The 12,582-nt window shown below is 38.9% G+C and carries 15 protein-coding genes; 11 read left to right on the forward strand and 4 right to left on the reverse strand.

The annotated features are described in order from the left end of the window. From ald to O0V13_RS04660, 3 genes are all read left to right on the forward strand, one after another. Complete coding sequence (ald, locus tag O0V13_RS04650) at nucleotides 1-1,113, forward strand: alanine dehydrogenase (protein WP_268033824.1); 1,113 nt, start codon at nucleotides 1-3, stop codon at nucleotides 1,111-1,113. Nucleotides 1,114-1,366: 253 nt separating this feature from the next. Then, nucleotides 1,367-1,798 carry a hypothetical protein gene (locus O0V13_RS04655; RefSeq protein ID WP_268033825.1) on the forward strand — a complete coding sequence of 144 codons (432 nt, stop codon included), beginning with the start codon at nucleotides 1,367-1,369 and terminating at the stop codon, nucleotides 1,796-1,798. Nucleotides 1,799-1,905: 107 nt separating this feature from the next. Next, nucleotides 1,906-2,148, forward strand: a complete 243-nt coding sequence (locus O0V13_RS04660; protein ID WP_268033826.1) for a hypothetical protein — start codon at nucleotides 1,906-1,908, stop codon at nucleotides 2,146-2,148. Nucleotides 2,149-2,177: 29 nt separating this feature from the next. On the opposite strand, the gene O0V13_RS04665 is transcribed toward O0V13_RS04660, so the two are convergent. Further along, entirely contained in the window at nucleotides 2,178-3,170 is a 993-nt protein-coding gene (locus O0V13_RS04665; RefSeq protein WP_268033827.1) for an SH3 domain-containing protein, read from the reverse strand. A 328-nt stretch (nucleotides 3,171-3,498) separates the two neighbouring features. Beyond that, a complete protein-coding gene (locus O0V13_RS04670) occupies nucleotides 3,499-3,888 on the reverse strand; it encodes a DUF302 domain-containing protein (RefSeq protein ID WP_268033828.1) in 390 nt (129 codons plus the stop codon). A gap of 269 nt (nucleotides 3,889-4,157) precedes the next feature. Here O0V13_RS04670 and O0V13_RS04675 point away from each other — a divergent pair, with 269 nt between their 5' ends. Beyond that, the gene (locus O0V13_RS04675; RefSeq protein ID WP_268033829.1) at nucleotides 4,158-4,868 is read left to right on the forward strand and encodes a DUF502 domain-containing protein; all 711 of its coding nucleotides are present in this window, start codon (nucleotides 4,158-4,160) and stop codon (nucleotides 4,866-4,868) included. Here the strand turns inward: O0V13_RS04675 and O0V13_RS04680 are convergent. Both O0V13_RS04680 and O0V13_RS04685 read right to left on the reverse strand, forming a co-directional pair. After that, nucleotides 4,847-5,467 (reverse strand): LysE family translocator, encoded by a 621-nt coding sequence (locus O0V13_RS04680; protein WP_326492706.1) that lies wholly within the window; start codon nucleotides 5,465-5,467, stop codon nucleotides 4,847-4,849. The genes O0V13_RS04675 and O0V13_RS04680 overlap by 22 nt on opposite strands. Continuing rightward, a complete protein-coding gene (locus O0V13_RS04685; protein ID WP_268033894.1) occupies nucleotides 5,467-7,017 on the reverse strand; it encodes a GH3 family domain-containing protein in 1,551 nt (516 codons plus the stop codon). The genes O0V13_RS04680 and O0V13_RS04685 overlap by 1 nt, the downstream gene beginning before the upstream one ends. Nucleotides 7,018-7,066: 49 nt before the next feature. Here O0V13_RS04685 and O0V13_RS04690 point away from each other — a divergent pair, with 49 nt between their 5' ends. From O0V13_RS04690 to O0V13_RS04720, 7 genes are all read left to right on the forward strand, one after another. Continuing rightward, the gene (locus O0V13_RS04690) at nucleotides 7,067-7,744 is read left to right on the forward strand and encodes a YggS family pyridoxal phosphate-dependent enzyme (protein WP_268033830.1); all 678 of its coding nucleotides are present in this window, start codon (nucleotides 7,067-7,069) and stop codon (nucleotides 7,742-7,744) included. A 4-nt stretch (nucleotides 7,745-7,748) separates the two neighbouring features. Further along, on the forward strand, nucleotides 7,749-8,144 hold the full coding sequence (locus tag O0V13_RS04695) for a DUF423 domain-containing protein (protein WP_268033831.1): 396 nt from the start codon (nucleotides 7,749-7,751) through the stop codon (nucleotides 8,142-8,144). 76 nt (nucleotides 8,145-8,220) lie between these two features. Then, a complete protein-coding gene (locus O0V13_RS04700) occupies nucleotides 8,221-9,426 on the forward strand; it encodes a D-alanyl-D-alanine carboxypeptidase (RefSeq protein ID WP_268033832.1) in 1,206 nt (401 codons plus the stop codon). 71 nt (nucleotides 9,427-9,497) lie between these two features. Further along, nucleotides 9,498-10,352, forward strand: a complete 855-nt coding sequence (locus O0V13_RS04705; protein ID WP_268033833.1) for an alpha/beta fold hydrolase — start codon at nucleotides 9,498-9,500, stop codon at nucleotides 10,350-10,352. After that, entirely contained in the window at nucleotides 10,349-10,855 is a 507-nt protein-coding gene (locus tag O0V13_RS04710; RefSeq protein ID WP_268033834.1) for an RNA polymerase sigma factor, read from the forward strand. The genes O0V13_RS04705 and O0V13_RS04710 overlap by 4 nt, the downstream gene beginning before the upstream one ends. Continuing rightward, nucleotides 10,845-11,432, forward strand: coding sequence for a hypothetical protein (locus tag O0V13_RS04715; RefSeq protein ID WP_268033835.1), 588 nt, complete (start codon nucleotides 10,845-10,847; stop codon nucleotides 11,430-11,432). The genes O0V13_RS04710 and O0V13_RS04715 overlap by 11 nt, the downstream gene beginning before the upstream one ends. Nucleotides 11,433-11,511: 79 nt before the next feature. Continuing rightward, nucleotides 11,512-12,552 carry a S66 peptidase family protein gene (locus tag O0V13_RS04720; protein WP_268033836.1) on the forward strand — a complete coding sequence of 347 codons (1,041 nt, stop codon included), beginning with the start codon at nucleotides 11,512-11,514 and terminating at the stop codon, nucleotides 12,550-12,552. Nucleotides 12,553-12,582 lie beyond the last annotated feature (30 nt).

The following is a 12,582-nucleotide window of genomic DNA, read 5'->3' on the forward strand; positions in this document are numbered from 1 at the left end:
ATGATTATAGGTGTTCCTAAGGAAATTAAAAACAACGAAAACCGTGTCGCCTTAACCCCAGCGGGTGCCAAAGAATTGGTCAAAAGAGGTCATACAGTTTATGTACAACATACAGCTGGTGAGGGAAGTGGATTCTCTGACGAAATGTATGTAGAAGCTGGCGCTAACATCCTTCCTACAATCGAAGCAACTTACGAGATCGCTGAGATGATTATGAAGGTAAAGGAGCCAATTGAACCTGAATATAAATTGATCAAAGAAGATCAATTGCTATTCACTTATTTCCACTTTGCTTCTTACGAGCCTTTGACCAAAGCGATGGTTGAAAGCAAATCTGTTTGTCTTGCCTATGAGACTGTAGAAAAAGCTGACAGAAGCCTTCCTTTGTTGATCCCTATGTCTGAAGTGGCTGGTAGAATGTCCGTACAAAAAGGTGCAAACTACTTGGAAAAGCCTTTGAAAGGACGTGGAATTCTTTTGGGTGGTGTACCAGGGGTTCTTCCTGCCAAAGTTTTGATCCTAGGTGGTGGTATCGTAGGTACCCAAGCGGCATGGATGGCAGCTGGCCTTGGAGCAGATGTTACAATTATGGATGTATCTCTTCCTCGCATGAGATATCTTGATGACGTAATGCCTGCAAACGTTAACACCATGATGTCAAACGAATACAATATTCGCGAAATGATCAAATCTGCTGACTTGATCATCGGAGCTGTATTGATCCCAGGTGCTAAAGCTCCTCATTTGATCACTAAGGACATGTTGAAAGACATGAAGCCAGGTACGGTATTGGTAGACGTGGCTGTAGATCAAGGTGGATGTATCGAAACTTGTAAGCCAACTACTCACGAAAATCCTACTTTCATCATCGATGATGTAGTTCATTATTGTGTAGCCAATATGCCGGGTGCTGTACCTTATACTTCTACTTTGGCTTTGACTAATGCTACTCTACCTTATGCAATCCAATTGGCAGATAAAGGATGGAAAAAAGCAGCTCAGGAAAACAAAGAATTGGTTCCAGGTCTTAATGTGATCCAAGGTGATATCGTTTACAAAGCAGTGGCTGAAGCATTCGACTTACCTTATGTTCCAGTTGAAAAATACCTTTAATCAGGTCTTGAAATAATTGAAAAGGTTGCCTTCGAAAGAGGGCAACCTTTTTTTATACATCTGAAAAAGCCTAATCCACTCAAATTTCAATTATCTCCTGTCTATTTATGAATTAAATTAAATACCAGTTTTTGAAAAATCGTGAAATACTTAGATGGAATCGTTATTTTTATTTCTTGACTTTTAACTACATTCAGTGATAAAAAAACCGAGTATTCAATGGTGTGTTTTAGGAAAAACAGCACCATTCATCTTGCTAGTTTTATCTTTATTTTTAACTCCGAGCTTCCTCAAAGCCCAGTCAGACCCTAAATACAAACTGGGGTTTATTCCAGCAGCTATTGCAGAAGTAGATGTTGCCTTTCCAATTCAGGAAAAATGGAACCTATCAGGACAAGTGGATCTCCAGTTAGTCACCCAAGGAGCCTACACAAATTCAAATCCATATGCCTATGTCCAACGGTTTGTAATCAGGCCATGGCTAGTTTATTCCGGCTTGAAACACATGAAGCTATATGTCAGCTACGCCAGAAATAAGAAATATGAAATCGAAGAGGCTGGAAATCCTGAAATATTAGAAAAACGCATAATTGTAATGGGCACCTACATGCAAAACATGCCGAGAGGTAGCCTATTTGAACAAGTGAGATTCGAAACCAGTTTTTTGATGATAAGGACGGTATAGCCAGAACCATCCCAAGATTAAGAGGCAGATTTGGTGTCAATCATTTTTTACCTCACAAAGAAAATCCGACTTTCAAAACTCACAACCTCTCCTATTATACTGAGATCATGTTCAAATTTCCCTCAAAGGATTATGCCAAAAGCAGATTTGATATATTCAGACAATCGGTATATTATTCAGCCACCGTCACAGATAATTTAACTGTGTTAACTGGAATTATTGCGCAAATGCAATTAAGAACTAATGGAACTCAATTGGATGTCTATTATGGACCGACTATAGCCCTAAAGTGGAATTTCAAACCTAAAGTCCGAGAAACTTTTGATATGATTAGTAATGATATCGATTAGAAATTGGATATATATTCACCTTGAAAAGGCTATTCACTCACAAAATCTAAAAAACGTTTACTCAACCATTTTTCTTCCAGAGCCAATCTGCACCAATCTTCGCTTTCGGTAATGATAAATACCTCTTCGGTTTTTGGCAAAGTTCCCACTACTGAAAAATTCGTACCTGGACCACTTCTGACATTGAGTACATTGGCATTGACAGTAGCTCGCTTTACTGGTTCGGTATATCGCCCATAAACCCAGTGAGATTGGCTTTTGGAGATTTTCAGCCATCCATTTGACTCATCATATACTCTCAAAACAGCGCCTCTTTCAACGGGTTGTCTATCCGAGGCTTTCGAAAAACTACTCGAAGCTCCTACCCTCACATTGAGTCGATTTGCAGTCACGATTGCATAACCCAAATCCTTTGGAATTTCAGTCACAACATTCCCTCCTACCTCAGCAGCTACTAATGGAGCAAAATGCTGAAGGAAATCTTCCACTTTATTTCCGCCAAAGAAATTGGTTCCAGGGCAGGATTTATTGGTACCTGTTCCATTATTTCTTTTCCCTGTACTCAAGTCAAACCAATGATGATATATAATTCCAAATTGATTGACTGGAAGATTAAATTTGGAACAAATCAATGCAGTAGCCTTGACAATCGCCAGTAATTGTTCCTGACTCATTTGGTCACCACCTGTGTCAAAATTCCCAAAATGCTCAAAACAAATGGAATGCTGATTATTTCCAAAAATACAAGCTGGAGTTGCTTCCAAGGACCTTCCAGTGACGATCATTCCATCTGGAAAAATGGTAAAATGCTGTCCAATATCACTCCAACCATTCGAGCCAACATGGTGATTCTTCATCGCCTGTTGCCTTTCAAAATGATTAGAGCCATTGAAGTGTGAATAATTCGGAACCCAAGTATGATGCTGTTGCACGGTAAGTATGGTTCTGGCTACACGCTGACTTGCTAGCCATCCACCAAATTCCTGGATATTCATTTTCAAAAAACCGTATTTCGATTCCATAGTAGATTGTATTAAAAATTAAAAAGGATAGGAATGAAACCAATTTACTAAAAATGAAGGAGTAATAAAGTTTTTGTAACAGATTCAAAAAGTACTATCCTATAAATAAAAAATATGATTGTTTGCATTCTTGCCAGTAGCCAGATTCCCTTTGCGAATCGAGACGGATGACCGATCACCGATAACCGAAGTTTGCTTGAATTGAACCATTTTGCAGCTTTTAGACTGATTAAAATTCTTACTGGCAGAAAAGCGGAAATACATAATAAAAAAACAACGCCACTAGGAATGGACGTTGCTCTTTCACTTTTTATAAATAACTATTCAATTAAATCGAATTCAGTGCTCTCTCTAGCTTTTCTTTTACCTCACCTGCCAAGGGTTCAATCTCGGGATTTTGTACTGCAGCCATGGCAGATATCGGGTCCATGATAGCCACTTCAAATTGTCCATCCTCCAAGCCACGGATTGTAACATTACATGGAAGTAAAGCACCGATATGAGGCTCTGCCTGGATTACTTTGTCTGCAAAAACAGGATTACAGGCTCCTAAAATCAAATAAGGAGGATAATCTTTATCCAGTTTCTTTTTCATAGTAGCCTGCACATCGATCTCAGTGAGGATACCAAACCCTTCCTCCTTTAGCGCTGCTTCTAATTTTGATCTCAACTCTTCAATAGATGGTGATTTAAAAATTTTCTCTTTGTAATAGCTCATCTCTTTGACATTTATTTGATTACCTAAAGTACAAAATCTAAGTATTTAGATTCTGTGATCAATGACACAGAATACTTTTTCCTGATTCAAAATAGGCTTAATGCTTTATAGCCTTTTCATAAATCTGTGGAACTGGAGAAGAAAATACACATTACAGCGCATTTTTTACACATTCTATTAGTCAAAATCCGCCTCCTAAAAGCTTTTTACCTATGGCATAGTATTATCTAATTAATTAGGCATTAATCTGTTATAAATAAAAAAGGGCTATGGAAACTGAAACCAATTTAAAGGAAGAATCTGTGATAAGAAGTAAAAGAGGTTTTTTGATAGATACATTGATTCAAGGATTCATCATCCTTCTACCCTTGAGTATCGTCCTACTTCTATTGTCCTTCCTCTTTAACTTCATTTTCAAAATTGTAGCCCCCATCAGTTCCATTTTGGATTCGAGCACCGGTGAACCCCATTGGTCTATCAATTTTCTTTCATTGGGAATCTTGGTTTTTTTCATCTTCATCATTGGAGCTATCATCCGAAATAGACTGGGTAAAATCTATTTTTCGATCCTTGAGAAAAAGTACCTATCCAAAGTCCCATTGTATAGCATGATCCAACAGACAGTTTTACAGTTCGTTGGACTTAAAAAACTTCCATTTTCAGAAGTTGTTTTAATCGATCCATTTCAATCCGGAACAATGATGACAGGCTTTATCACAGACAGAATCAATGATGACTTAATAACTGTATTCGTCCCAACAGCCCCCAATCCTGCTAATGGAAATATTTACCATGTACCCAAAGAAAAATTGGTTTTGCTTGATGTGAGTACACAAGATGCCATGAAAACAATCATGGGAATGGGAACAGGAACCTGCAGCATGTTGGCAGGAAATCAGGATAATTTTAAAACCAATTGCTCAGAGGAATCTCGCATACAATTGGAAGGTGAAGAAGTTCAAACAAACCAAGTTAAATAGAGCATCCTGAGGCCAAATCCGATCAAGATAATTCCTACGGCCTTATTCATATAAAAAGTAATCTTTGGAGTAATAAATTTTGCAAGCTTCTTGGCGACAAATGCTTTGATCAAATCAATCAAAAACACTGTCCCAAGAATCCCGAAGTAATAAAGAAATACACTAGTTGGAGAGAAATTCTGCTTGGAACCAACCAAACTGGCAATTGAAATCCAAAAAAGAAGCACAAATGGATTGATTCCATTGATGCTAAAGCCTTTGAGGAAAGCTGTTTTCTTTTTCCCCTTCGCAACTGGTAATCCTCCGGAATTCGGTCGAGGTTTATCTTTTTTCACAAGACTTCCGACTCCAAAACCAACTAAAATAAACCCACCTCCAAATCCTAAAATTTGCTCAAATGAGGGAAATTGGACTAATAGACTAATTCCAAAATAGGTCACCAAAACATAAAAAGTATCCGATACCAGAATTCCAAATGCCAAAGCCATGGCATATCGAAAGCCATGCTCCAAGCTACTTTGGATTAGGGTAAAGAAGACAGGACCGATCATCGCCGAAAGCAATAATCCCATACTGACTCCCTCCAACCATGCTCCCATCAGCTTCCGACTCCTTTCTCTTTTAGAAATTGTTGCCAGTCCAAAGCCTTTTCTCCTTTCAAAACTCTTGGAAATTTATTCTGACCACCTTCTTTTCCTTGAGACCTCATCCATTCATAGAAAACATCTGCTGACAATACATCACAAAAAACCGATTTCAAGGCATGCCTTCTTTCCACCGCATAGTCATCATTGAGCTCTTTGAGGTATTTATCAATCAATTTTGAAAACTCTCTAGAATCCACTTGAACCTTGGTTCCGATGTACCAATGATGTGCAAACAAACTCCCATGAGGAATTCCCAAGACCGTAAATTCCTTCACATTGACATCCAATTCCTCAGCCGCCAATTCAACAGCTTTATTCATATTATCAACTGAGAGATGTTCACCACAAAGACTTAAAAAATGCTTGGTTCTACCCGTGATGATGATTTCTGATTCTTCTTTGGAAATAAACCTAACCGTATCTCCAATCAGATATCTCCAAGCTCCAGCGCAGGTGGAAATCAAAATCGCATAATCCTTCCCTATCTCCACCTCATCTATTTTCAAAGTTTCAGCTCCCGGCCTAATCGCTCCATTTTCATCAAAGTTTTGGTCATTGAATGGAATAAATTCATGAAAGATCCCATTGTTCAAGACCAATCGCATGGATTTGCGGTTAGGTAATGCCTGAAAAGCCAAAAAGCCTTCAGATGCTAAATAGGTCTCAATATAAGTCATGGGTTTCCCCAAAAGCTTTTCAAAACCCTTTTTGTAGGGTTCAAAAGAAACTCCTCCATGAACGAAAATCTGCAAATTCGGCCAGATCTCATGGATATTTTGGACTTGATATCTTTCGATGATTTTCTCTAAAAGAATCTGAAGCCATGCAGGAACACCTACAATGATCCCGATATCCCATTTGTGAGCTTTTTCGACAATCTGCTCCAGCTTATCTCCCCAGTTTTTGTTTCTGGAAATCTTCTTTCCAGGTTTATAAAATCGCTGAAACCAAATAGGCAATCTCCCAGCTGTAATTCCACTCAAATCACCGGAAAAATAAGTCCCGTTGAATTCCAGATCGGTACTTCCCCCCAACATCAAGATCCCTTTGGTAAACAAAGATGGCGGAAGGTCATATTTTGACAAGCTCAAAATTTGCCTCACTCCGGTTCGACGGATGGCTTTGACCATGTCTTTGGTGATCGGAATATATTTGGAAGCCGCTCCAGATGTCCCAGAACTTAAAGCGAAGTACTTGACTTTTCCCGGCCAGGTGACATCCCTTTCTCCATCCATTAACTTATGCCACCACTCTTGATGAATACTGTCATAATCATAAATGGGAACCTGATCCTTGAACCGTTCATAAAAAGTATGATTATCCTGCTTGAATGATTTCAATATGCCATTGAAACCATATTTTTCAGCTATTTGGGTCCTATTTGCATGAATGAGCAGTTTTTTCAATTCATGTTTTTGAAGCTCTAATGGTTGAGAATGCTCTTGTTCCAAACTTTCTCTCAACCGTATGCCTTTCTTTAGTAAAGTACTGATGATCGCCATATCTTTGTCTTGGCTGTATTTCAAAAATGATTGACTATAAAAATAGAGAATGGAAATCAAAGCGAATCTTGAAGTGGTAAAAAAAACCTTTAAAAATTCTGATTGCCTATTGGTGGCTGTAAGCAAAACTAAACCATTGGAAGATCTAAAAGAGGCCTATGAAGCTGGTATTCGGAACTTTGGAGAAAACAAAGTTCAGGAACTACAAGACAAGCAGCCTCAGATGCCAGAAGATGTCAAATGGCATATGATCGGACATCTTCAGAGAAACAAGGTTAAGTACATTGCTCCTTATGTTCATTTGATTCACGGAGTAGACTCATTCAAACTTTTGAAAGAAATCGATAAGCAAGGAGCCAAAATTGGTAGGACCATCCCTGTATTGCTTCAAATGCATATTGCAGAAGAAGAGACTAAGTTTGGGTTTGACCGAACAGAATTAGATGCGATGCTTTCTGATCCGGACTTTCAAAGCATGGAACATGTAGCAATCAAAGGACTTATGGGAATGGCAACATTCACTGAGAACACCGATCAAATCCGAAAAGAATTTCGAGGATTGAAGAATCAATTTGAGGAGTTGAAAACACAGCCTTTGCCTTCCTTTATGAAAATGGAAGAGCTATCCATGGGAATGAGTGGAGATTATTTAATCGCACAGGAAGAAGGCAGCACCATGGTGCGAATCGGATCAGCAATTTTTGGAGCAAGAAATTACCAACTTTAAAAAAATGAACGGAAAGCAGATTATTATGATTGCAGGTTTATCCGGGGCAATCGCCGTTGGATTGGGAGCATTTGGAGCCCATGGTTTAGCAGGAATCCTTGCAGAAACAGGAAGAACGGACACATTTGAAACCGCTGTCAAATATCATTTTTACCACACATTGGCTCTTTTCCTAATCGGAGTTTTGTCAATTGTAAAACCTCAATGGAAAAGCCTAAGCTTTGCTACCTGGTCCCTAGTTTTTGGAATTATTGTATTCTCAGGATCTCTTTACATTCTTTCCCTTTCAGGAGTGACTTGGTGGGGAGCTGTTACCCCACTGGGAGGAGTTGGCTTTATTTTGGGATGGTTAGGATTGTTTTATTCCGCGTTGAGAAATGACCAAATTGTTGCAGACTAGAATTACGCTTCTTTTTACATTTTTCCTTCTAAGCCAAGGAGTATTTTCCCAAATCTCAAGGGATCAATATATCAAGTTGGAAACAGCACTTGGTGAAGGAAGTTTTTTCTCAGGCCACATGACTGGTTTTGTATTGTATGATCTAGATTCTCAGCGGGTCATGTATGAAAAAAACTCCCAAATCCGCTTCACTCCTGCCTCTGTCACCAAGCTTTTCACACTTTTTTCAAGCATACTGATTCTCAATGACAGTACCCAGACGCTACGCTATGTCCCTGCTGGCGACACCTTAAAAATCTGGGGCGCTGGCGACCCTTCCTGGAAATACCTCGATCTTCCTTCACCAGATTTCCAAAAATTCTTAGCTCCCTATAAAGTCATTCAGTTTTCTGATGCCAACATGAAATCCACGCCTTTTGGAGATGGCTGGCAATGGGATGACTATGCTTATTATTATTCTGCCGAAAGAAGCTCTCTTCCTATTTACGGCAACTTAATTCATGTTTATCCAGGGAAAAACAACCCTAAAGTTTCTCCTTCAAGATTTCAAAGCTCAGTCTTCAAAACCGAAAGGGAGTTGAAAGACATGGAGAGAGATTTTCATGAGAATGAATTCTACTATAATCCTTTGACCTATAGAGGAAGAGAAGATTATCTTCCATTTATTACTTCACCTGAATTATTGATGGAATTGGCTTCCGATGAAACCAGAAAAACTTGGATTTATCAGCCAGATTCACTTCCAGAAAATCATCAATTATGGAGAGGAAATGCTTTGTTTCCTTTGCTAAAAGAGATGATGTTGGAAAGCGATAATTTCCTTGCAGAACAACTGATGATGATGGTTTCTGATCGCCTTTTTGGAGAATTGGATTCAGAGCGAGCGATTGAATATATGATTAAAACCTACCTCTCAGACCTACCGGACGAACCGATTTGGGTGGACGGAAGCGGCCTGAGTAGATACAATCTTTTCACTCCAAGAACCATGGTAAGCTTATTCGAAAAGCTCTACCGGGTAGTTCCTGATGAAATGTTATATGAACTCCTTCCAACAGGTGGAGTTTCAGGAACTATCAAAACTAATTATCAGGCAGCCACACCTTATATTTTTGCAAAGACCGGTACGATGAGCAACAACCATAGCTTGGTGGGTCTGATAAAAACCAAAAGCGGCAAAACTTATTGCTTTTCTTTTATGAATTCCAATTACCCCTGGAAAGCAAGTGTGATCCGACGTGAAATGGAAAAAGTGTTGATTTCTGTGAGGGATAATTTTTAACTCTTTCATTTTTTTTCTGAAAATCTGTAAGGTTTCAGTAATCCCTTTGTCTAAAGAAGAAAAAACTAACCATGAAAAAGTTGATTCTTCTTTACCTTTTAGCCTGGTGCATGTATGTTCCGGCGAACTCACAGAATTTGATTTCTGAAGTAACAGGAAAGGGCCAAAAAATTGTTTTAATTCCTGGCCTTGCATCCTCAGGCGAAGTTTGGAAAGAGACGGTTTCTGGCCTTTCCAAAAACTATGAATGCCATGTTTTGACTCTTCCCGGATTTGCGGGAAATGCTCCAATTAATTTGGAAAATGGCTTTATGGAGCCCGTCCAAAACATGATAAAGACTTACATTCAGGATCTAAAAAGTCCAGTTTTACTGATGGGACATAGCCTTGGAGGATTTCTTTCACTCAAACTGGCTTCCGAAATACCCGACCAAATCCAAAAAGTAATTATTATCGATTCCTATCCTTTCTATTCTGCAGCTTTAAATCCAAATGCGACGGTAGAATCCATGAAACCCATGGCCAATCAATTGAAAAACAACATGATTGCAATGTCATCTGAACAGTTTCAGTCACAGCAATCCATGGGAAAGGCAACAATGACTTCCAGTCAGGACCGAATTCCTACTTTAATGGATTGGTCCAATGAAAGTGATAGAAAAACAATAGCTCAAGCGATTTACGAATTGATGGTTTCAGATGCCAGAGCTGAATTAGAGGAAGTTAAATGTCCTATCTTGGTATTGGGGGCCTGGTATGCCGGAAAAGATTATGGAATGACAGCTGAAAGCGTCAGCAAAAACTTTCAAAATCAATACAAACTGGCCGAGAATGTTCAAATAGAAATGGCTCCTACTGCCTACCACTTTATCATGTGGGACAATCCAGAATGGATGATGGAGCAAATCAACAACCTCCTTCAATGAAAAGTAGAAAAGAACTGGAATTTGAGAGAATCTATGAGAGCCACAAAGACAAGATTTTCCGCCTTTGCTTGGGATTCTCAGGAGATCACAGCGATGACCTTTTCCAGGAAATATTGATCAAGATTTGGAACAATTTTGAGGGCTTCAAAGGCAATTCGGAAATTAGCACCTGGATTTATAGAATAGCTTTTAATACGGCTATTTCATTTTCAGCAAAAGAAAAAAAGAAATCACAAAACCAAACAGGCTTGACTTTCCAAATGGACATTCCTGAGGCTGAAAACAATTCAAATGACCAGGAAAAACAGATTCAACTCCTTTATCAGGCTATATCAGAACTTTCGGAAATCGATAGGATTATTGCTACCCTACTACTGGAAAACACTCCATACAAAACCATTGCTGAAATCAGCGGAATTACCGAAAACTATGTAGCCGTAAAAGTCAATCGGATCAAAACCGTCCTTTCCCAAAAGCTAAACCCCCAAATCCATGGAAACTAATTTCGATCATATACAACAATTATGGCAGTCACAAAAATCACAGCCTTTCGATTTAGAAGGTTTGATAAATGGGCTTAAGAAAACAGAAAAGAAACAGAAGCGTGAGTTGATTTTCATGGCAATCATCACCCCATTGACACTGGGAATTATCGCTTGGTCACTTCCTTGGGAAGAATCTCCTGTTTTATTGCTGAGCTGGTTGCTCATTGCTATCGCAATGGTTGGAATTTTCGGATTGACTTTCAAAGCAAAATTGAGCAAATCCGATAATACGGAAAGCTTGAGTAATCGGGATTTTATTCAAAACCAGATCAAAAAGCTCCAATCGAGATATAAGATTGCAAGTACCTATATGTATGTCTATACTTTGCTTTTGATCATGGGGCTAAACATTGCCTACTTCATATTAATGGAACCATTTTCTACTTCAACCCGATTGATTATCCATATCAGTCTAAGTGTAGCGATCCTTGTCTTTATGCATTTCAGTATCAAAAAGAAAATCAAGAAATACGATAAAACACTGAAACCCTTGATTGAGCAAATGGAAAACTTACTGGAAGAATCAAAAAATTGATTCTCCATTTGTCAAATGGATTGATTTCTGCTTCAATTCCTTTCTAAAAAGTCCCTATTTTCAAGAAAATTTAGAATCAATGCAGAAAAGAGAATTCCTCAAATCTTTGGGACTCCTTGCCGGTACTGCTCCTTTTATGGCATTTACCGGTTCGGCTTCCTCCCCAAAAAACTCAACTTTACTTCCAAAAGCCCTTCAAAAAGGCGATACGGTGGGATTGATTTCCCCCTCAGCTGCAACAGCAGATAGAATGCAATTTACCTTTGCAAAGGAGGCATTGGAAGCATTGAGATTTCAGGTAAAACTGGGAGAGAATCTTAAAAACAGAAGAGGTCATCTTGCTGGATCAGATGAAGAGCGCGCTGGGGATCTCAATGCAATGTTTGCAGACAAAGATGTAAAAGGAATCGTCTGCATTCGCGGTGGATCAGGTGCAGCGAGAATTCTTCCTTTGATCGATTATGACCTTATCAAAAAGAACCCAAAGCCTCTGATGGGTTACTCTGACATCACAGCTTTGCATTGTGCCATCTATTCACAGACAGGCTTGATCACTTTCCATGGACCAAACGGAAGTGGTAGCTGGAATAGCTTCAACGTTAAGCGATTTGAGGAGCTTTATTTCGAACAGGAATTGGTCGCTTTTGAAAATGAAATCGTAGAGAGTGATGACCTGGTAATCAAGGCAAATAGGATTCAAACACTGTTTCCTGGCGAGGTCGAAGGGAAACTATTAGGCGGAAACTTAACTGTATTAACAGCTTTAAGCGGTTCTCCTTATTATCCTGATTTTAAAGACGCCATCATATATATTGAAGACGTTGGTGAGGATCCCTATCGCATCGACAGAATGATGAGCACTTTGAAACTCAATGGAACATTGGATGCTATCAAAGGTTTTATTTTCGGGCAATGTACCGAATGCGATCCCGGAGGAGGATATGGTTCTTTGACTGTAGATCAAGTTTTGGATGATTATGTTCTTCCTTTGAAAATTCCTGCTTACTCCGGAGCCATGATTGGTCATGTTTCCAAGCAATTTATCATTCCCAATGGGGCTAAGGTTCGATTAAATTCAGAAACAGGCAGTTTTCAACTAATTGAAAAAGTATTTCAATGAAAATCAGTTTTCTAATCATATCAATATTTT

Origin of the sequence: Algoriphagus sp. PAP.12 (assembly GCF_026652115.1) — a bacterium.
GTDB lineage: Bacteria > Bacteroidota > Bacteroidia > Cytophagales > Cyclobacteriaceae > Algoriphagus.